Source organism: Methylobacterium sp. A52T (genome assembly GCF_053346095.1).
Genome location: NZ_JBKFBI010000064.1, coordinates 1 through 19158, shown reverse-complemented (window position 1 = coordinate 19158; position 19158 = coordinate 1). Strand labels below are relative to the sequence as shown.

The window sequence follows — 19158 nt, the reverse complement described above, 5'->3', positions numbered from 1 at the left end:
CGTCACGCCACGAACAGCCCCGCGATCGCCGCGCTCGTGAGGTTCGACAGCGTCCCCGCGAGGATGGCCCGCAGGCCGTACCGGGCGACCTCCGAGCGCCGCTCCGGGACGAGGCTGGAGAAGCTCGCGAGCTGGATCGCGATCGACGCGAGGTTCGCGAAGCCGCACAGGGCGAAGCACACGATGGCCTGCGCCCGCGGCTCGAGGGTCCCGGCCTTCAGGACCGGCGACAGGTTGGCGTAGGCCAGGAACTCGTTGAAGGCGAGCTTCTGGCCGATCGCCCCGCCCACCAGGGTCGCCTGGTCCCAGGGCACGCCGAGCAGCCACGCCAGCGGGGCGAGCGCCCAGCCGAGCACGCCCTCGAACGAGGCGGACGGGTAGCCGATCCAGCCGCCGAGGGTGCCGAACAGGCCGTCCGCCAGGGCGATCAGCCCGACGAAGGCGATCAGCATGGCCCCCACCGAGACTGCCACCGCGAGCCCCTTCTGAGTGCCGTCGGCCGCCGCCTCGATGATGTTGGCCGCCCGCGTCTCGCCGAACTCCACCCGGGTGGTGGCGATCCGGGTCGGCTCCGTCGAGGGCATCAGGATCTTGGCGTAGACGAGGCCCCCTGGGATCGCCATCACGGAGGCCGCGAGCAGGTAGGTCATGGGCACGCCGAGCGCCGCGTAGCCGGCCAGGATCGAGCCCGCCGTCGACGCGGCGCCACTCGACATCACGGCGAAAAGCTCGGCACCGGTCAGCAGGGCGAGGAACGGGCGCAGGGCGACGGCGATCTCGCTCTGGCCGATGGCGATCGTGATCACCGCCGAGAACGACTCGATCGGCGAGGTGCCGAGGATCCGCCGGAGCACAGCGCCGAGCCCGCGAGCGAGCGCCTGCATCACGCCGAGATGGTAGAGCACGCCGATCAGCGCGGAGACGTAGAGGATCTGCGGCAGGACCCGCAGCGCCAGGATGAAGCCTGAGCCGCCGAACAGCTCGAACATCTTCGGCTCGACGAGGCCGCCGAACAGGAAGGCCGTGCCGCGGTCGCCGTAGGACAGCACGGTCACGACCGCGTCCGCGGCGGCGCGCAGCGCGGCCTGCCCGGCAGGCAGGAACAGGACCAGCGCGCCGAGGCCGACCTGCAAAGCCAGTCCCGTGAGGACCACGCGGGGACTGATCGCCCGCCGGTTGGTCGAGAACAGGAACGCGACCGCGAGCAGCACGAGCAGGCTGAGGCCGGCATGGGTCAGGCGGTCGAGCATCGCGTCCTTCGGGTCCGAGCTTGGCCGGAGCGCATGGAAGGATCGGGCCAGTGGCCGTCAAGTAGGGCTCTCGGGCGCGAGATAGGGCGCGAAGAGGTCGCGGACCTGCGCGAAGCCCCAGTCCCGATCCGCTTCCGTCAGGGCGGTGCCGCCCTGGAGACGGTGGCTCATCCAGTGGCTCGACACGATCCAGGCGTTGTCGATGAGTCGCCCGAGCGCGTCCGGGGCGACGCGCAGCCGACCCGCCCGCACGGCCGCCTCGAACACCGCGCGGGCCAGCGCCTGGGTCTCGGCCCGCAGCGCGTGCACCCGGGCGCGCAGGGCCGGCGCGATCTCCACCATGGCGATACCGTCGCGGTAGACGCAGCGGTAGCGCCACATCAGGTCGAACCACGCCCTCTGGTAGGCGAGCAGCGCCTCCGGCGCCGCAGGGTCGGCGGGCATCCGGCCCGCCACCGCCACGGCCTCGGTCTCGAAGGCCGCGAACAGGGCTTCGACGAGGCCGCGCTTGCGCGGGAAATGGTACTGCAGATTGCCCTCGCGGATCCCCGCCGCGGCCGCGATCTCCGCCGTCGTGACGTGGCCGAGGCCGCGGGCATTGAACAGCGCGAGGCTGACGGCGAGGATCCGGGTGCGCGTGTCGGTCGACGCGGCCGCGGGACCGGGCTCCGGGCCGACCTCCCGCTCGCACTCGACCCTCCGACCCTCGCCCCGCGACATGACCCCGTCCCCGTCTAGGGTGTTCACCCTAGACAATCCGACCGGCCGGGCCTATCCCCCGTGGACGTTTCGATGCAGATCGGCGGCACGGGGAGGCGCGGTTTGGCACAGCGGTTCCAACTCGCGGGCGCGGTGGCCCTGATCACCGGCGCGGCGAGCGGCATCGGCGCGGCGCTGGCCGCGGGCCTCGCCGCGAAGGGCTGCAACCTTCTCCTCGTGGACCGGGACGAGACCGGCCTGGCGGCCGTCGCCGCCCAGATCCGCGGCGTCACGGTGGAGACGCGCGTCCTCGACCTCACGGATGCCGAGGGGATCCGCGCGCTGCCCGCCTGGGTCGCCGAGCGGTCCGGGCATCTCGACCTCCTCATCAACAACGCCGGCGTCGCCCTCGGCGGCCGGTTCGACGAGACGCATCTCGACGATTTCGAGTGGCTGCTCGACATCAACCTGCGCGCCGTCGTGCGGATGTGCCACGCCTTCCTGCCGATGCTACGCGCCCGACCGGCGGCGCAGATCGTCAACCTGTCGAGCCTGTTCGGCCTGATCGCGCCGCCGGGCCAGGTCGCCTACTGCACCAGCAAGTTCGGCGTGCGCGGCTTCTCGGAGGCCCTGCGGCACGAGTATGCCGGCACCGGCCTCGGGGTGACGGTGGTCCATCCGGGCGGCGTCGCCACCGCCATCTCCCGCAACGCCCGCGGCCGGCGGCCGCCGACCGACCCGGAGGCGGCGAAGCGCGCGGCCGTGGAGGACGAGGAGGCGCGGGAGGCGTTCGGCAAGCTCCTGACCCTCGCGCCGGCCGACGCGGCCGCCGCCATCATCCGCGGCATCGAGGCCCGGGCGCCCCGGATCGTCGTCGGCAAGGACGCCAAGAACGCCGCGCTGATCCAGCGGCTGATGCCGGTGGGCTACTGGAAGACGATCGTGCGCCTGTCCGGCGGGACGCTCTGAGATGGCGAGCCTGCGCGCGTATCTCGGGGCCTACATGGTCCGCAGCCGGGTCCGCGGCCCCCTGTCCCGGGCGCGGGACGCGGCCGCGTTCCGCCGGATCTTCGAGGCGCCGACCTTCCCCGACCCCAAGGGCGTCACCTACGAGCCGGGCATCGTCGGCGGGATCAAGGGCGAGTGGGTCCGGCCGAAGGCGGGCCCCGGCCGACGGATGCTCTACGTCCACGGCGGCGGCTTCATCGCCTGCTCGCCGCGGACGCACCGTCCGGTCACCGGCGCGCTGGCGAACCGGGGCTTCACGATCTTCGCGCCCGAGTACCGCCTCGCCCCCGAGCATCCGTTCCCCGCGGCGGTCGACGACGTCACGGCGGCCTGGGCGGCGTTCAGCGCCGAGGGCACGGCCTGCGTGGCGGGCGAGTCGGCCGGCGGCAACCTCGCCCTCGTGCTGATGGGCGAGGCCCGCGCGCGGGGCCTGCCGATGCCCTGGGCGGCGGCCCTGTTCTCGCCGGCCACGGACTTCATGTCCGAGGACGGATCGCGGGTGACCAATGCGTGGCGCGACGCCATGTTCGACCCGCAGGCGCTCGCGGCGATCCGGCCGATGTATCTGGGCGACGCCGATCCGGCCGATCCGCGGGTCTCCCCGCTCTATGGCGACCCGACCGGATTCCCGCCGCTGCTGTTCCATGTCGGCGCCCGCGAGGTCCTGCGCGACGATTCCGTGCGCATGGCGGAGCGCGCCCGCCGGGCCGGCGTCGAGACCGAGCTCAAGCTGTTCCCGGTCGTCTCCCACGCCTGGCAATTCGCCGCCGGCGTGCTGCCGGAGGCGCGGACCTCCCTCGACGAGGCCGCGGCCTTCCTGACGGCGCACGCGCCACACGCCCCGTCCGGGAGCACCCAGCGATGACCGAGCCCGCGCCCGAGACCCTGGCCGTCCTGATCGTCGGCGCCGGCTTCTCGGGGCTCGCGATGGCGATCCGCTGCCGGCAGGCGGGCATCGGCCCGCTGCGGCTGATCGAGAAGGCCGACGGCATCGGCGGCACGTGGCACGACAACACCTACCCCGGGGCGGCCTGCGATATCCCCTCGCATCTCTACTCGCTGTCCTTCGCGCCGAAGGCCGACTGGAGCCGGATGTACGCGCCGCAGCCGGAGATTCTGGCCTATCTCCAAGACACTGCCGAGCGGAACGGGCTGATGCCCCTCATCCAGCTCGGGACGACCTTCACCGGCGCCACCTGGGACGCGGCGCGCGCCCTGTGGCACGTTGAGACCGACCGGGGCCCGATCACGGCGCGCGCGATCGTCGCGGGCATGGGCGGGCTGCACCATCCGGCCTACCCGGACATCCCCGGCCGCGACGCGTTCGCCGGCCCTGCCTTCCACACGGCGGCCTGGGACCACTCCGTGGCGCTCGCCGGCAAGAGGGTCGGGGTGATCGGCACCGGCGCCAGCGCGATCCAGGTGGTGCCGGAACTCGCCGCCGTCGCGTCCCACCTGACCCTGTTCCAGCGCACTCCGCCCTGGATCATGCCCAAGAACGACCACGCCATCGCGGAGCGGGCCCGGGAACGCTACCGGCGCCTGCCGCTCAGCCGGCGGCTCGAGCGGGCCCGGCTGTTCTGGCTGCACGAGGTGCGGGCGCTGCTCGGCTTCACCAAGGTCTCGAAGCTCACCGCCCAGGCCGAGTCCCTGGCGCGGCACCATCTCGCCAAGGCGATCCCCGACAAGGCCCTGCGAGCGAAGCTGACGCCGAATTACCGCCTCGGCTGCAAGCGGGTGCTGATCTCCGACGAGTACTACCCCGCACTCCAGCGCCCGAACGTCGCCCTGGAGACGGACGGCATCGCCCGGATCACCGAGACCGGCGTGACCACCGGGGCCGGGCAGCATCACGACCTCGACGTGATCGTCTACGCCACGGGCTTCGACGTGGCCGCGACCTTCGCGCGGATGCACCTCGTCGGCCGCGACGGCCGGAGCCTGACCGAGGCCTGGTCCGGCGGCGTGGGCGCCTACCAGGGCATCACGGTCGCGGGATTCCCCAATTTCTTCATGCTGCTCGGGCCCAATACCGGGCTGGGCCACAACTCGGTCATCTCGATGATCGAGATCCAGGTGCAGCACGTTCTCGACTGCCTGAAGGCGCTGCGCCGCGGGACGCGGACCATCGAGGTCCGGCCGGAGGCCCAGGCCCGGTTCGTGGACCGGATCCACAGCCGCATGGCCAACAGCATCTGGCAGGCCGGCGGCTGCCGCAGCTGGTACCTCGACGCGACCGGGCGCAACAACACCCTCTGGCCCGACTCGGTGATGGCGTATCGCCGGAGCGCCCGCCGGGCCCGGCTGGGGGATTACAGGCTCGGCTGATCCGGGGCCTGCGGCGCCGTCACCGATCCGCCCGCACGGACGGAGGCGGACGCGATCCGGCGCGCGCTGTCAGAACGCGAAGCCGGCTTCCGCCGCGAAGGCCTCGAGACCGGGCAGCGACGCGTCGAACAGCGGCCGGGCACCGAACGCGTCGCCGGCGCGCACGAAGAGCGTGACCTTGGCGTTGCGGTGCGGACCGAACACGCAGACCAGGCGGCCGTCGTCCTTGAGCTGGTTCAGCAGCGCCTGCGGCCGGACCTCGACCCGGCCGTTGATCAGGATGACGTCGAAGGGCCCCTGCTTGGGCGCGCCGTCGGCGATCGGGCCTTCGATAACCTGGGCGGAGGTGCCGAGCCGGGTGCACGCCGCCGCGGCGAGATCGGGCACCGATTCCAGCGCCGTCACCTGCGCGCCGAGCTCCGCCATGACGGCGGCAGCGTAGCCGTAGCCGGTGGCGACGTCGAGGGCGGCGACGCCCGGCCGGACCCGCAGGGCCTGGATCATCCGGGCCACGACCATCGGGGCCGGCATGCAGCGGGTCTCGCCGCCGGCCTCGCCGAGGTTCAGGGTCTGGTCGATATACGCGAAGGGCTCGCGGCCCTTCGGCACGAAGGCCTCGCGCGGCACGGTGTCGAACGCGTCGAGCACCGTGTTGTCGTTCACGTCGAAGGTCCGCAACTGGCAGTCGACCATCATCCGCCGCGCCTGCGCGTAATCGATCATCGATACGTGTCCTCGAACCGGATCGGAACGCCGCGTCGGCCGGGCTCCGGCGGACGGCCGGCAGCCCCGGCCAAGCCTAAGCTTCCCGGACGGGGGGCGTTTTCGGAGATCATTGCCCAAAACGCAAGGTGAGCCGACGCGACAGCCGAAGATGGCCCCGGAGGACGCGGCGGCGCGCCTGATCCCGGCCGACGTTACGGCGGCCGCGGAGTGTCGCCTCCCTGCCGCCCGGGCCGGTCGCACTCTCCGGCGGACCATTGAATAAAGAGTGCAGAGCGAGCGAGCGGGCGGTCCGCGAGGCCGCCGCCACCGGGAGACATCATGACGCCGATCAGCCAGCCGATCCCGACCCGCGGCCTCGCCGCCGCCCTCGCCGGACTCAGTCTCGGCCTGATGGGATCCGGCCCGGTCGCCGCGCAGGAGACGCCCGCGACCGCCGCCCCGCCGCCGAGCGTCCAGGTCGATCGCGGCTCGGCGCTCTACGGCCGGCCCGAGGGCGGCGCCGCGGCCAAGCTCGCGCCGGTGGCCGGACCGCCTCTGGCGACCGCGGCCGCCAAGCTGCCGCTCGACAAGTTGAAGGTCCCGGAGGGCTTCAAGATCGAGGTCTACGCCAGCGGCCTCGCCAACGCACGCGAGATGACCCAGGCGCCGGACGGCACGCTGTACGTGGGCACCCGGACGGTGGGGAAGGTCTACGCGGTGCTGCCGAACCCGGACGGCGACGGGAAGCGCGCGGTGAAGACCATCGCGACGGGCCTGCACCGGCCGAACGGCGTCGCGTACCACGACGGCGCCCTCTACGTGGCCGAACTCTCGAAGATCTGGCGCTACGACGACATCGCCAACCACCTCGACGGCGCGGCGAAGCCGACCCTGGTCTACGACGACCTGCCGAAGGACGAGGCCCACGGCTGGAAGTTCATCGCCATCGGGCCGGACAACAAGCTCTACGTCCCGGTCGGCGCGCCGGGCAACATCGTGATGCCGCCGGACACGCACGCGCAGATCCGGCGCATGGATCTCGACGGCAAGAACGCCGAGGTCGTCGCCCGCGGCGTGCGCAACACCGTCGGGTTCGACTGGAACCCGAAGACCAAGCAGCTCTGGTTCACCGATAACGGCCGCGACTGGGTCTCGGAGGACATCCCGAACGACGAGCTCAACGTGCTCACGGAGCCGGGCAAGCAGCATTTCGGCTATCCGTACTGCCACCAGGGCACGTTCACGGATCCGGAATATGGCTGGGGCCATGCCTGCTCGGAATTCACCGCGCCGGCGGCGCTCCTCGGCCCGCACACGGCCTCCCTCGGCCTGCGGTTCTATACCGGCACGCAGTTCCCGGAAGCCTACCGCGACGCGATGTTCGTCGCCCGGCACGGCTCGTGGAACCGCACGACCAAGCTCGGCGGCGACGTGGTCGTGGCCAAGCCCGGACCGGACGGCAAGACCGCCGCGGTCGAGCCGTTCCTGACCGGCTTCCTCCAAGACAACAAGTATGTCGGCCGGCCCGTCGACGTGCTGGTCGCCAAGGACGGATCGCTGCTCGTCTCCGACGATTACAACGGCGCGATCTACCGCGTCAGCTACCGCCGGTGATGCGCCGCTCCATCCGGGCAGCCCGCGGGCTGGCCCCTGCCCTCGGCGGGCTGCTGCTCGCGGGCGCGGCGCTCGCCGCCCCGGACGCGGCGATGCGGGAGCGCCTCGCCCCCTGCATCGGCTGCCACGGGGCCGGCACGTCGGCGACGGAGGGCGTACCCTCGCTCGGCGGGCAGCTCCCGGACTACGTGGTCACGCAGCTCTTCCAGTTCCGGGAGAAGCAGCGGGAGGCGCCGCCGATGAACGAGGTCGCGGCCGGCTTCTCCGACGACGACCTGCGCGCCTACGCCGACGCGGTGGCGACGCTGCCGCCGCCCGACCGTTCCGGGCCGCCGGCCGACGCGGCCCTGACGGAGCGCGCGCAGGCGCTGGTGACGAAGCACCAGTGCAATTCCTGCCACGGACCGGATCTCGCGGGCCGGGACGCGATCCCGCGGATCCGCGCCCAGCGGGAGGAGTATCTCGCCAAGGCGCTCGCCGGCTACAAGTCGAACGCCCGGCCCGGCTACGATCCCGCCATGAACGAGGTCGCGCAGGGCCTGAGCGAGGCGGACATCAAGGATCTCGCGGCCTACGTGTCGCGGCTCTGATACGGCGTCTCTCTGAGCGCGCCGCCTCGTCATCACGAGCGCAGCGCTGGGATCACCCGTCGCGCGTCACCCCACCACGCGCAGCGCGTCGCCCCTCGCCAGCGCTCCGCCGGCGATCACCTCCGTGTAGACGCCGAGGTCGCGGTGCCCGAGGCGCGCGTCGAGGGTCCAGGGGATGTCGCAGTCGCGCACGCCGCTGATCGGGTCGACGTTGGTCGCCGCGCACCGTACCGTCCGCTTGGTGATCTTGAGCCGCAGCCCGCTCGGCGCCTCGACCACCTGCCCGACCATCTCCAGCTCGGCGAAGGGTTCGAGCCCCTCGACCAGCAGGTTGCCGCGGAAGCGCAGCGGGTTTACGGGCGCGCCGAGATAATCCTCCACCGCGGCCACGCTCGCCCGGTTGATCAGCGACACGTAGCCGGTCGGGGAGTCGGTGAACCGGTACTGCGGCGGCGCGGCGAGCACTTTGGGCTCGCCGCGGAGGCTCTCGGGGACGTAGCGCCGCATCAGTTCCGCGAGACCCTCGCGGCCAGCCTCGGTGTCGAGCCGGAAGGCCTGCGGCTCGCCGTGCCCCTCGACAGTCAGCGTCGCCGTGGCGTCGTCGTAGCGGGTGCGCAGGCGGGCGAGCGCCTCGTCACGCATCAGCATCAGGTACTTGGTCTTGGGCTGGTGCCGGGGTGCCACAGCGTTGAAGCCCGAGGGCCCGTTCTCGATGGCGTAGAGCCGGTCGCCCGGGAAATGGCCGCTGGTCTCGAGCTCCGCCCGCTCGACGGGTTCGGGGCTCAGGCCCTTCACCGGGTAGCGATACAGGGCGCTGACGTGAATCAATGCGGTCATGCGCGGAGCGTGGCCCTGAAATGATCCGGCGCGCAAGAGCTTCGCCGCCCCTTGTGGTGCTCAATTGCAACACCACATCGGGTCTACCGGCGGCCACCAGCGGCGCCGGGGCCCTCGCGCGGCGGATAGCCGGAGGGCGACGTTTCGGTGGCGCCGCGCCTCTCATCGGGCGGCGGATGCCGGTACGGGAGGGTTGTGCATGAATTTCGAGAAGTACACCGAGCGCGCCCGCGGCTTCGTGCAGGCGGCTCAGAACCTCGCGATGCGCGAGGGACATCCCCAGCTTCAGCCGGGCCACCTGCTCAAGGTGCTGCTCGACGATCCGGAAGGCCTCTGCGCCGGCCTGATCGACCGCGCGGGCGGCCAGTCGCGCGTGGCGCTCGCACAGACCGAGCAGTGGCTCGCCAAGCAGCCGAAGGTCTCCGGCAACGCGGCTGCCCCGCAGGCGACGCGCGAGCTGATGCGCCTGTTCGACACCGCCGAGAAGGCCGCCGAGAAGGCGGGTGATTCCTACGTGACGGTGGAGCGGCTGCTCCTCGCCCTCGCGGTGGAGAAGGATTCCGAGGCCGGCCGCGCGCTCCAGGCGGCGGGCGTCACCCCGGCCTCGCTCAACGCCGCGATCAACGCCCTGCGCAAGGGCCGTACCGCCGACAACGCCTCGGCTGAGAACGCCTACGACGCGCTGAAGAAGTACGCGCGCGACCTCACCGAGGCCGCCCGGGAGGGCAAGCTCGACCCGGTGATCGGCCGCGACGAGGAGATCCGGCGGACCATCCAGGTCCTGTCCCGGCGCACCAAGAACAATCCTGTCCTGATCGGCGAGCCCGGCGTCGGCAAGACCGCGATCGTCGAGGGTCTGGCCCTGCGCATCGTCAACGGCGACGTGCCCGAGTCCCTGCGGGACAAGAGCCTGCTCGCGCTCGACATGGGTGCGCTGATCGCCGGCGCGAAGTACCGCGGCGAGTTCGAGGAGCGGCTCAAGGGCGTGCTCTCCGAGGTCACGGCGGCCGAGGGCGGCATCATCCTGTTCATCGACGAGATGCACACGCTGGTCGGCGCCGGGAAGGCGGACGGGGCGATGGACGCCTCCAACCTGCTGAAGCCCGCGCTCGCCCGCGGCGAGCTGCACTGCGTCGGCGCGACCACGCTCGACGAGTACCGCAAGCACGTCGAGAAGGACGCGGCGCTCGCCCGTCGCTTCCAGCCGGTCTTCGTGTCGGAGCCGACCGTGGAGGACACGGTCTCGATCCTGCGCGGCCTGAAGGAGAAGTACGAGCAGCACCACGGCGTGCGCATCCAGGATTCCGCCCTGGTCGCGGCCGCGACGCTGTCGAACCGCTACATCACCGACCGGTTCCTGCCCGACAAGGCGATCGACCTCGTCGACGAGGCCGGCTCGCGCCTGCGCATGCAGGTCGATTCGAAGCCCGAGGAGCTCGACAACATCGACCGCGAGATCGTCCGGCTGAAGATCGAGGGCGAGGCGCTCAAGAAGGAGACCGATTCCGCCTCCCGCGACCGGCTGGTCCGGCTGGAGAAGGAGCTCGGCGACCTCGAGGAGCGCTCGGCGGCGATCACGGCCCGCTGGAAGGCCGAGAAGGACAAGCTCGGCACGGCCGCCGGCCTCAAGAAGAAGCTCGACGAGGCCCGCAACGACCTCGCCGCGGCGCAGCGCCAGGGCCAGTACCAGCGCGCGGGCGAGCTCGCCTACGGGGTCATCCCGGGCCTGGAGAAGCAGCTCGCCGAGATCGAGGCGAAGGCGGAGAACGGCCGCGACGCGATGATGGAGGAGGCGGTCACGCCCGCCCACGTCGCCGGGGTCGTCTCCCGCTGGACCGGCGTGCCGGTGGACAAGATGCTGGAGGGCGAGCGCGAGAAGCTGCTGGCCATGGAGGAGGCGCTGTCCAAGCGCGTCGTCGGCCAGCGCGAGGCGGTGGAGGCGGTCTCGACCGCGGTCCGGCGCGCCCGCGCCGGGCTGCAGGACCCGAACCGGCCGATCGGCTCGTTCATGTTCCTGGGGCCGACGGGCGTCGGCAAGACCGAGCTGACCAAGGCTCTGGCCGGCTTCCTGTTCGACGACGACACGGCGCTCGTGCGCATCGACATGTCCGAGTACATGGAGAAGCACGCGGTCGCCCGGCTGATCGGCGCGCCTCCGGGCTACGTCGGCTACGAGGAGGGCGGCGCCCTCACCGAGGCCGTGCGGCGCCGGCCCTACCAGGTCGTGCTGTTCGACGAGGTCGAGAAGGCGCACCCGGACGTGTTCAACGTCCTGCTGCAGGTTCTCGACGACGGGCGGCTCACCGACGGCCAGGGCCGGACGGTCGACTTCCGCAACACGCTGCTGATCATGACCTCGAACCTCGGGGCCGAGTACTTGGTGAACCAGCCCGCGGGCCAGGACACCGACGCGGTCCGCGAGGAGGTGATGGGCGTGGTGCGGGGGCACTTCCGGCCGGAATTCCTGAACCGGGTCGACGAGATCATCCTGTTCCACCGCCTCGCGCGGTCGGAGATGGGGGCGATCGTCGAGATCCAGCTCGGGCGCCTGCAGAAGCTCCTGGACGATCGCAAGATCAGCCTGGAGGTCGACGAGGAGGCCAAGAACTGGCTCGCCGACAAGGGCTACGACCCGGCCTACGGGGCGCGGCCGCTGAAGCGGGTGATCCAGAAGAACGTCCAGGACCCGCTGGCCGAGCTGGTGCTCTCCGGCAAGGTCCACGACGGCGAGACGGTGCCGGTCCGCCTCGGGCCGATGGGCCTGATGATCGGCGACGTGACGGTCGGGGCCGAGCGCCGGCCGGTCAACGCGACGCTGAACTGATCGGCCGGACGGTCGAGGGGCGGCGCACCGGCACTCAGGTGCGCCGCCCTGTCCGTCGCGCCTCTCGGACACGGGCCCTCACGACGCGGCCCCCGCGGGAGGAAGTGCGCGCCGCATCGACCGTCGGTGCCGCGATGAGCTAGTGCGCTCGACAGGGCGGACGGGCGCCCGAATCCTGACGCCATGCGCCCCGCCGTCGCCGCCCTGCTCTTCGCCGTGCCGCTTGCCGCAGCGGCGAACGATCTCCCGCCGCCGGTGGCCGCGGCCATCGCCGAGGTCGAGGCTGCCTGCGGATCCGCGCCGGCGACGCTCGATCCGTTCGTCATCGACCGGCAGGACGTGAACGGTGACGGGGTGCCGGACTTCATCCTCAATTTCGGCGGCATCCGATGCGGCGACGAAGAAGTCTCCCAGTGCGGCCTCATGGGATGCCCGAAGATCGTCCTCGCATCCTCGAAGAACGAGTTCGTCGTAGTGCTGGACGTCTACGCGCACGACCTCCAATTTCGCGCTCTGAATGGCCGGCCGACGGTTTCGGCAAACGACGAGGGGTGGAATTGCGGCTCGGTCCGGAGGGGCCCCGGCCGCACGACCTTCCTGTGGGACGGAACGCGCTTCGCCTGCGCAGAGTAGAGGTTGTCTGGCTCTCCAGCGCCGCGGGCAGACGGTCGCTCCCCGGGTCGACGCTCCGGCCGGCTCGGGAGGGCACGGGACCGGTCCTCCACCCTCGCCGGGGGCACGGATGTCCGAGATGGCTCCGGCACCCTCGCCGGTGACGGCGCCCTGTCGACCGTGCCACCAGCGTCGCGGTCACCGTCCGTCCGGACGGCGCGAACTCGACGCGCGCCCGGGTCGGAGGAAGGCCCGGTGCGTAGCGACCGTCGGCGCCGCGATGAGCTAGTGCGCTGGACAGGGTGGACGGGCCTGAGGATCCTGGCCGCATGCGTCGCGCCATCGCCGCCCTGGTTCTCGCCCTCCCGCCCGCCGTCCCGCTCACCGCCGCGGCGGACGATCTCCCGCAGCCGGTCGCGGCGGCGGCCGCGCGGGCCGAGGCGTCCTGCGGGTCCGAGCCGGCCACGCTCAAGCCGGGTTTCATCACCCGCCAGGACGTGAACGGCGACGCTGTACCGGACTTCATCCTGGATTTCGCGGCCGTCCAATGCGGCGATGACGAGTCCGCCGCGTGCGGCACCGCGGGCTGCGAGATGCAGGTCTTCGCCTCGACGACGGACGGGTTCGTGGACGCCTTCGACGCCGTCGCCCACGACCTCCGATTCCGCACGGTGGGAGGCCGCCCGGCGGTCATCGTCGATATGACCGGGGCGAAGTGCGGACGATCCGGGCAGGATCCGTGCGGCGCGATCGCCGTCTGGAACGGCAGGACATTCGGCCGGACACGGTAGGGTGCATCCGCGGACCGCAGCCTTCCCCCATCGCGCCGCCGTTCCCGTCCCGCCGCATCGGCGCCGCGCCCCGGCGCGGACAGCACGGGAGGGCCCCCGGCGATCGGGTCACGCCCGCGCGCGTCACGAAGCCTTTGCCGGACGGCGCGCGGTCGGCCAGGGTGGGACCGCGTGCGGCGGGCGCGCCCTGACTGGAGCCAGACGAATTGATCCGATCGCATCTGACCTTAGCCGGAGTCCTCGTGTCCATGATTGCAGCCGCATCGCCCCTGATGGCAGCGCCCGACGGCATCCGCGCGGTGACCTTGTCGAGCGGTGGCCTGGCCGAAGTGACCCTGGTCCATGCCGTCGACGGCGACGGGACGATCGGGCTCAGCGTCCGGCCCGAGCAGGTCGACGACATTCTCAAGAGCCTCGTCGTGCGCGATCCCGTCGGAACCGTCGGCGCCCTGCGCCTGGACGGGGTGGATCAGGCCGACGAGACCCTGCGGACGATGCCGTTCACCGCGGACGACCTGTCCGCGCCGACCCGCCTCGTGGGCAAGCTGCAGGGCGTCCCGATCCGGGTCCAGAGCGGCGGGCGCACGCTCGAAGGTCGGGTGCTCGGCGTCTCCGAGCGGAATGCCGGGACTGAGACCGGCGACGTCTCGATCCTGACCGTCCTGACCGCGACCGGCACGCTCGAATCCGTGCCGATCGAGGACGGCGCCTCCGTGACGATCCTCGACCCGGCCATGGCGGCCAAGATCGCCGAGGCGATCGCGGCGGCCGGGAAGACCAAGGTCGGCGACGCCCACCGGGTCGAGATCGCCGTCTCCGGGCAGGGCCAGCGCGAGGTCCGGTTGACCTACGTCGTCGCCGCGCCCGTCTGGAAGACGAGCTACCGCATCGTCGATGGCGGCGGCGGCCGCGCGAACCTGCAGGCCTGGGCCATCATCGAGAACGCCCTCGGCGCCGACTGGACGGGCGTCGACGTCACCCTCTCGTCCGGGTCGCCGGTGGCGCTGCTCCAGCGCCTGCACAAGCGCTACTGGCGCAAGAGACCGGAGGCGCCGGTAATGGTCGAGGATGTCGGCATGCCGGACCTCGACCCGGGCACGGTCGCGTCGAAGTCGGTCGCGCGCCTGCGCGCCCCGGCCCCCGCCGCCGCGCCCCTTCCGGCCCCGATGGCGCGGATGGACATCCGCGACAGCCGCATGGAGGCCGCGGAACCGAGCTACGACGCCGCGGCCGCCACCGCGGGCGCCGCCGCCAGCGAGGGGGATGTCGCGGCGAACTTCACGCTGCCGCATCCGGTCGATCTGCGCGCCGGCGGCACGCTGTCGGTGCCGTTCCTCGATACCGAGATCGAGGCCGAGCGGGTCGCCCTCTGGAAGCCAGGCCAGGGGGTTCACCCGATCGCGGCCCTCCGGATCCGCAACAGCGCCGGCGCGACCCTGCCGGCGGGCCTCATCACCCTCTACGACCGCAAGGCCGGCTACCTGGGGGACGCCCGCCTGCCCGCGACGCCCGTCGGCGAGCAGCGGCTCGCCAGCTTCGCCCTCGACCGCAAGGTCGCTGTCCAGGCGGAGACCGCGCCGAGCGACGCCCTGACCAAGATCACGGTGGTCGACGGCGTGGCGCGCGCGACGGTGATCGCCCGGGAGGTCACGACCTACACGATCAAGGGTGCGCCGGACGCCGCCCGCTCCGTGATCATCGAGCATCCCCGACGGGATGGCTGGACCCTCACCGCGTCCGCTCGCGACAGCGAGACCCCCACGGCCTATCGCCTCAAGGTCGCGGTTCCCGCCGGCGGGACGGCCGAGACCCGGGCCGTGCTCAAGCGCGTCCGGATCGACGCCTACGACCTCGTCGACGCCGACGAGGCGCTGCTCGTCCGGTGGGCCTCCCTGGCGACCGACCCGGAGCTGGGCGGCAAGCTCAAGACCCTCTCCCAGGCCCGCGCCGAGGTCGCCGCGGCGACCCGGACCGTCGAGGAGATCGGCGAGCGCGCGGCGAAGGTGCAGGCGGAGCAGGAGCGCATCCGCAGCAATCTCGGCGCCGTTCCGAAGGACAGCGAGCTGGCGCGCCGCTATCTCAGCCGCATGGGTGCCCAGGAGGACGAGCTGGCGAAGCTCGATGCCGCCCGGACCCAGGCCGAGGACGGGCTCAGGGCATCGCAGGCGCGGATCCGGACGCTGATCGCGGCGCTCTGAGGGCGGCCCCGGATTCGCCCGCGATCCGGGACCGCCCGATCGACGGCCATCCCGGCCCGGACGCGACCCGGACGCGGCCCGGCAGGGCCCTGTCCTAGGCGGGGCGGATGGCCGTCGCCAGATCGGCGGCCTGCGCGCGATCCCGGCACACCAGCCAGAGGTCGTCGTGGGCCGACAGCTCGGCGTCGAACAGGTCCACGAAGTCCGCCGGCGGATCCCCGAGATCGGGCCAGTGGAACAGGCGGAAGCCCAGCGCCTCGAACAGCGGGAGGATCGGGCCCAGGTCCCACAATCGGTTGTTGCTCAGGGTCGCGTCGAGGCGCCCGGTGGCCAGGAGCGCGGCGTCCGAGATCGCCCCGCCCTCGCTCCAGGGGAACCAGCCGCGGCCGTAATCCAGGGTGTAGCGCTGCGCCGTGACCGACAGCCAGCCGACATGGCCGGTCCGGCGCTCCGGGCGCTCGAGCGGGCGCAGCGCCGTCGTCGTGCGGCCGCCGCGGGTCGGAGCCCAGTAGGCGCGGCCCTCGCTCGCCGCCAGCAGGAGACCCTCCGTGGCTTCCGCCGGTACGCCCCCGGCCGGTGCGGAGCGGTCCTCGTTCCAGGCCGGCAGGCTCATGACGCAGGCCCGGGGCCAGCCACCGCGGCAGGCCGCCACCATCACGCCCCAGCCCGACAGGCCGCCCGCGAAGGGCCGGGTCCCGTCGATCGGGTCGCCCACGAAGGTCCAGGCGTCGCGGGCGAGCAGCGCCCGGGCCGCCGCCTGTCCGAGATCCTCGGCGGTCTCCTCCTCGATCAGGTCGGGGCCGAACCGCGCGTGCATCAACCGGCTGACGGCGAGGTCGGCCTCGGTCAGCGCCTGGCCGAGATCCGGACCCTTGTTGCTCATCGCGAGGCCTCCCGCCCGCATGGCGAGGGCCAGCGGGGCCGCCTCCTCGGCGAAGGCGAGCATCGCCGCGAGGACATCCGGCGCGGGTGCGGTGGGCGAGAGGGTCATGCGGCGAACAGTTCGGGGCTTCGGAGCATCAGGGCCTGGACGAGAACCAGGGTCTTGAGATCGGGCAGGCGGCCGGCCCGGGCCTGTTCCGCCAGCGCGGCCAGCGGCATCTCCACGGCCACCACCTGCTCGCCCTCCGCGTGCAGGCCCCCGCCGGGGCCGACCCGGTCGGCCGCGGCGTAGGGCGCCAGGTAGAGCCAGAGGCGCTCCGAGGACACGCTCGGCATGCTGTAGGCGTGGGCGACCGGCTCCAGCCGGGTCAGCCGGACGCCCGCCTCCTCCATCGCCTCCCGGATCGCCGTCGCCTCGGGGGCGCCCCCGTCGAGGCCGCCCGCCGGGGCTTCGTCGAACTCGGCCGACTCACCCCAGAAGGCGGGCCCGACCCGCGCCTGACGGACGAGCAGCGCCACGCGCCGCTCGGGATCGTAGGGCAGCACGCAGGCCGCCTGCCCGTGGTCCTCCAGCGCCCGCCGCACGGTGCTGCCGTCCTGCAGCGTCAGCGTGGCGATGCCGAAGGTGTTCCAGCCGCGGTGGATCACCTGCAGCGGCAGGGCGGGCGGGATCTCGACCACGATCCGGTCAGCGCTTGGTGCTGGCGGCGGTCTGGCCGAACATCACCTTCTTGGCATCCTCGCTCATGGTCTTGCCGAAATCGGGATTGACCTCCGGGGCGCGGGCATAGGCCGCCTTGGTGGCGGGCCGCTCGGCGATCGCCGTGAACCAGCGCTTGAGGTTCGGGTGCTCGTCGAGGTTCTGCCCCTGCTTCTCCCACGGCACGATCCAGGGATAGCAGGCCATGTCGGCGATGGAGTAGTCCGGCCCGGCGACGTAGGCGCGGTCGGCCAGCCGCCGGTCGAGGACGCCGTAGAGCCGGTTGGTCTCGTTGACGTAGCGCTTGATCGCGTAGTCGATCTTCTCGGGCGCGTACTGCGAGAAGTGGTGGTTCTGGCCGAGCATCGGGCCGAGGCCGCCCATCTGCCAGAACAGCCATTGCAGCACCTCGGCCCGGCCGCGCGGGTCACCCGGGATGAAGCGCCCGGTCTTCTCGGCGAGGTAGAGCAGGATCGCCCCCGACTCGAACAGCGTGACCGGCGCGCCGCCGCCCGCCGGCTCGTCGTCGACGATCGCCGGCATCCTATTGTTGGGCGCGATCTTGAGGAAATCCGGGTTGAACTGCTCACCCTTACCAATATTGACGGGATGAATGCGGTAAGGAACGCCCGCTTCTTCGAGAAACATCGTGATCTTATGGCCGTTCGGCGTCGGCCAGTAATGGAGTTCGATCATCGGCTGGTGTCCCGCTATGCCCCCGGCGGACGGGAAGTGGGTCGGCGCGCCGCTCCGGTCAAGCATGGTGCCGGCGACGACGCCGGCGGCGCACGCAGGGCTGGGCATCCGGGCCTCACCCGCCGGCGCAGCCCTGGACGTCGACGTGGACGGCGTAGAGCGACTGGCTCGCCGCCATGAACAGGCGGTTGCGGTGCCGGCCGCCGAAGCAGAGGTTGGCGCAGCGCTCCGGCAGCCGGATGCGGCCGATCGGCCGGCCGTCGGGGTTGAACACCATGACGCCGTCCAGGGCGTCGTCGCCCATGCCCCACCCGCACCAGAGATTGCCGTCGACGTCGCAGCGCAGCCCGTCCGGCGTGCCCGGCCCGGCATCGATCAGGACCCGCCGGTCGCGGAGCGTGCGGCCGGCGACCACGTCGTAGGCGACGATCCGCCGGGTCGGCTGCCCGCGCGATTCCACGAGGTAGAGCACGCGGCCGTCGGGGGAGAAGCACAGGCCGTTGGGGCCGGCGAGGTCGGTGGCCACGGCCTCCAGCGCACCGGTGACCGGGTCGAGCCGGTAGACGTTCTGCGGCAGTTCGGGCTCGGCGCGCACGCCTTCGTAGAACCCGCCGATCCCGAAGGGTGGGTCGGTGAACCAGACCGCGCCGTCGGCCGCGGTCACCACGTCGTTGGGCGAGTTGAGCCGGCGGCCCTCGAACGCGTCCGCCAGGACGGTGATCGCGCCGTCATGCTCGGTCCGGGTGACCCGACGGCCCCCGTGCTCGCAGGTGACGAGCCGCCCCTGCCGGTCGCGGGTGTTGCCGTTGGCGAAGCCCGACGGCCGCCGGTAGAGGCCGACCGCCCCGCTCTCCTCGTCCCAGCGCAAGATGCGGTCGTTGGGGATGTCGCTCCAGAGCAGGTAGCGTCCGTCGCCGAACCAGACCGGCCCCTCGCACCAGCGGAAGCCGGTCGCGAGGCGCTCGACCGCCGCGTTGAACACCCGGTAGCGGGCGAAGGCGGCGTCGAGGATCTCGACGGCCGGGTCCGGGTAGCGCGGGCTCGGTGTCCACACGGGCAGATCCCTGTCACTCGCGGCGATCGTCACCGTTCCGGCGCGGGCCGGCAAGGGCCGCCGCGCGGACGCGGGCGGAGCACCGCGGCGACGAGGGCCGGAACCGCCCGGCACGGCGATCCGGGCGCACCATCCTCCACCCCCCAGTGATGGCAGGCGCCGGTTCGACAGCGGGGCGGCCCGGCCCTCGTCCCGGCCCGAACGCTAACGCACCCGGATTTGTCTGACAAGTGACGCACGACGGCTAGGGCGTCTCTGCAAAGGGGTTCACAGGCTGGGAGGTCAGGCCCATGTGGGCTTGATGCGACGCTTTGAACTGACTGACGCGCAGTGGGAGCAGATCGCCCCGCTGCTGCCTCCGCAGAAGCCG

The 19158-nt window shown here is 72.3% G+C and carries 17 protein-coding genes; 9 read left to right on the top strand and 8 right to left on the bottom strand.

The genetic code is table 11. The annotated features are described in order from the left end of the window. Nucleotides 1-2: 2 nt before the first annotated feature. Together ACLBYE_RS16550 and ACLBYE_RS16545 are read right to left on the bottom strand one after the other, a co-directional pair. Nucleotides 3-1250: a NupC/NupG family nucleoside CNT transporter gene (locus ACLBYE_RS16550; RefSeq protein WP_447695007.1), complete on the bottom strand. Its 1248-nt coding sequence runs from the start codon at nt 1248-1250 to the stop codon at nt 3-5. Nucleotides 1251-1307: 57 nt separating this feature from the next. Continuing rightward, nucleotides 1308-1997, bottom strand: coding sequence for a TetR/AcrR family transcriptional regulator (locus ACLBYE_RS16545; protein ID WP_447695006.1), 690 nt, complete (start codon nt 1995-1997; stop codon nt 1308-1310). A 75-nt stretch (nt 1998-2072) separates the two neighbouring features. On the opposite strand from ACLBYE_RS16545, the gene ACLBYE_RS16540 reads away from it, so the two are divergent. From ACLBYE_RS16540 to ACLBYE_RS16530, 3 genes are read left to right on the top strand one after another with little or no spacing between them, the layout of a single operon-like run. Continuing rightward, complete coding sequence (locus ACLBYE_RS16540; RefSeq protein ID WP_447695005.1) at nt 2073-2918, top strand: SDR family NAD(P)-dependent oxidoreductase; 846 nt, start codon at nt 2073-2075, stop codon at nt 2916-2918. Nucleotide 2919: 1 nt separating this feature from the next. Next, nucleotides 2920-3822, top strand: coding sequence for an alpha/beta hydrolase (locus tag ACLBYE_RS16535; RefSeq protein ID WP_447695004.1), 903 nt, complete (start codon nt 2920-2922; stop codon nt 3820-3822). Beyond that, entirely contained in the window at nt 3819-5285 is a 1467-nt protein-coding gene (locus ACLBYE_RS16530) for a flavin-containing monooxygenase (RefSeq protein ID WP_447695003.1), read from the top strand. Before ACLBYE_RS16535 ends, ACLBYE_RS16530 begins: the two co-directional genes overlap by 4 nt. 69 nt (nt 5286-5354) lie before the next feature. On the opposite strand, the gene ACLBYE_RS16525 is transcribed toward ACLBYE_RS16530, so the two are convergent. Then, entirely contained in the window at nt 5355-6008 is a 654-nt protein-coding gene (locus tag ACLBYE_RS16525; protein WP_447695002.1) for a protein-L-isoaspartate O-methyltransferase family protein, read from the bottom strand. A 321-nt stretch (nt 6009-6329) separates the two neighbouring features. Between ACLBYE_RS16525 and ACLBYE_RS16520 the strand changes: the two genes are divergently transcribed. Continuing rightward, complete coding sequence (locus ACLBYE_RS16520; protein ID WP_447695001.1) at nt 6330-7604, top strand: PQQ-dependent sugar dehydrogenase; 1275 nt, start codon at nt 6330-6332, stop codon at nt 7602-7604. Further along, entirely contained in the window at nt 7604-8194 is a 591-nt protein-coding gene (locus ACLBYE_RS16515) for a c-type cytochrome (RefSeq protein ID WP_447695000.1), read from the top strand. Before ACLBYE_RS16520 ends, ACLBYE_RS16515 begins: the two co-directional genes overlap by 1 nt. Nucleotides 8195-8260: 66 nt before the next feature. Here the strand turns inward: ACLBYE_RS16515 and ACLBYE_RS16510 are convergent, their stop codons facing one another. Next, the gene (locus ACLBYE_RS16510; RefSeq protein ID WP_447694999.1) at nt 8261-9031 is read right to left on the bottom strand and encodes an MOSC domain-containing protein; all 771 of its coding nucleotides are present in this window, start codon (nt 9029-9031) and stop codon (nt 8261-8263) included. Nucleotides 9032-9230: 199 nt separating this feature from the next. Between ACLBYE_RS16510 and clpB the strand changes: the two genes are divergently transcribed. The 4 genes from clpB (at nt 9231) to ACLBYE_RS16490 (ending at nt 15456) form a co-directional block, all read left to right on the top strand. Continuing rightward, entirely contained in the window at nt 9231-11855 is a 2625-nt protein-coding gene (gene clpB / locus ACLBYE_RS16505; RefSeq protein WP_447694998.1) for an ATP-dependent chaperone ClpB, read from the top strand. Nucleotides 11856-12038: 183 nt separating this feature from the next. Then, complete coding sequence (locus tag ACLBYE_RS16500; protein ID WP_447694997.1) at nt 12039-12488, top strand: hypothetical protein; 450 nt, start codon at nt 12039-12041, stop codon at nt 12486-12488. Nucleotides 12489-12796: 308 nt separating this feature from the next. Then, nucleotides 12797-13258 (top strand): hypothetical protein, encoded by a 462-nt coding sequence (locus ACLBYE_RS16495; protein WP_447694996.1) that lies wholly within the window; start codon nt 12797-12799, stop codon nt 13256-13258. Between the two features lie 248 nt (nt 13259-13506). Then, entirely contained in the window at nt 13507-15456 is a 1950-nt protein-coding gene (locus ACLBYE_RS16490) for a DUF4139 domain-containing protein (RefSeq protein ID WP_447694995.1), read from the top strand. A gap of 94 nt (nt 15457-15550) precedes the next feature. Here the strand turns inward: ACLBYE_RS16490 and ACLBYE_RS16485 are convergent, their stop codons facing one another. The 4 genes from ACLBYE_RS16485 to ACLBYE_RS16470 form a co-directional block, all read right to left on the bottom strand. After that, the gene (locus tag ACLBYE_RS16485; protein WP_447680950.1) at nt 15551-16447 is read right to left on the bottom strand and encodes an inositol monophosphatase family protein; all 897 of its coding nucleotides are present in this window, start codon (nt 16445-16447) and stop codon (nt 15551-15553) included. Next, the gene (locus ACLBYE_RS16480) at nt 16444-17019 is read right to left on the bottom strand and encodes an NUDIX domain-containing protein (RefSeq protein ID WP_082558041.1); all 576 of its coding nucleotides are present in this window, start codon (nt 17017-17019) and stop codon (nt 16444-16446) included. The genes ACLBYE_RS16485 and ACLBYE_RS16480 overlap by 4 nt, the downstream gene beginning before the upstream one ends. Before the next feature lie 7 nt (nt 17020-17026). After that, nucleotides 17027-17734 carry a glutathione binding-like protein gene (locus tag ACLBYE_RS16475; RefSeq protein WP_447694994.1) on the bottom strand — a complete coding sequence of 236 codons (708 nt, stop codon included), beginning with the start codon at nt 17732-17734 and terminating at the stop codon, nt 17027-17029. Between the two features lie 115 nt (nt 17735-17849). Further along, the gene (locus tag ACLBYE_RS16470; RefSeq protein ID WP_056531771.1) at nt 17850-18788 is read right to left on the bottom strand and encodes an SMP-30/gluconolactonase/LRE family protein; all 939 of its coding nucleotides are present in this window, start codon (nt 18786-18788) and stop codon (nt 17850-17852) included. Between the last annotated feature and the right edge of the window lie 370 nt (nt 18789-19158).

Coding starts and splice junctions, on each gene's coding strand:
- ACLBYE_RS16550 (WP_447695007.1), bottom strand. CDS start 1,250: ATGCTCGACCGCCTGACCCATGCCGGCCTCAGCCTGCTCGTGCTGCTC.
- ACLBYE_RS16535 (WP_447695004.1), top strand. CDS start 2,920: ATGGCGAGCCTGCGCGCGTATCTCGGGGCCTACATGGTCCGCAGCCGG.
- ACLBYE_RS16530 (WP_447695003.1), top strand. CDS start 3,819: ATGACCGAGCCCGCGCCCGAGACCCTGGCCGTCCTGATCGTCGGCGCC.
- ACLBYE_RS16525 (WP_447695002.1), bottom strand. CDS start 6,008: ATGATCGATTACGCGCAGGCGCGGCGGATGATGGTCGACTGCCAGTTG.
- ACLBYE_RS16520 (WP_447695001.1), top strand. CDS start 6,330: ATGACGCCGATCAGCCAGCCGATCCCGACCCGCGGCCTCGCCGCCGCC.
- ACLBYE_RS16515 (WP_447695000.1), top strand. CDS start 7,604: ATGCGCCGCTCCATCCGGGCAGCCCGCGGGCTGGCCCCTGCCCTCGGC.
- ACLBYE_RS16510 (WP_447694999.1), bottom strand. CDS start 9,031: ATGACCGCATTGATTCACGTCAGCGCCCTGTATCGCTACCCGGTGAAG.
- clpB (WP_447694998.1), top strand. CDS start 9,231: ATGAATTTCGAGAAGTACACCGAGCGCGCCCGCGGCTTCGTGCAGGCG.
- ACLBYE_RS16500 (WP_447694997.1), top strand. CDS start 12,039: ATGCGCCCCGCCGTCGCCGCCCTGCTCTTCGCCGTGCCGCTTGCCGCA.
- ACLBYE_RS16495 (WP_447694996.1), top strand. CDS start 12,797: ATGCGTCGCGCCATCGCCGCCCTGGTTCTCGCCCTCCCGCCCGCCGTC.
- ACLBYE_RS16490 (WP_447694995.1), top strand. CDS start 13,507: ATGATTGCAGCCGCATCGCCCCTGATGGCAGCGCCCGACGGCATCCGC.
- ACLBYE_RS16485 (WP_447680950.1), bottom strand. CDS start 16,447: ATGACCCTCTCGCCCACCGCACCCGCGCCGGATGTCCTCGCGGCGATG.
- ACLBYE_RS16475 (WP_447694994.1), bottom strand. CDS start 17,734: ATGATCGAACTCCATTACTGGCCGACGCCGAACGGCCATAAGATCACG.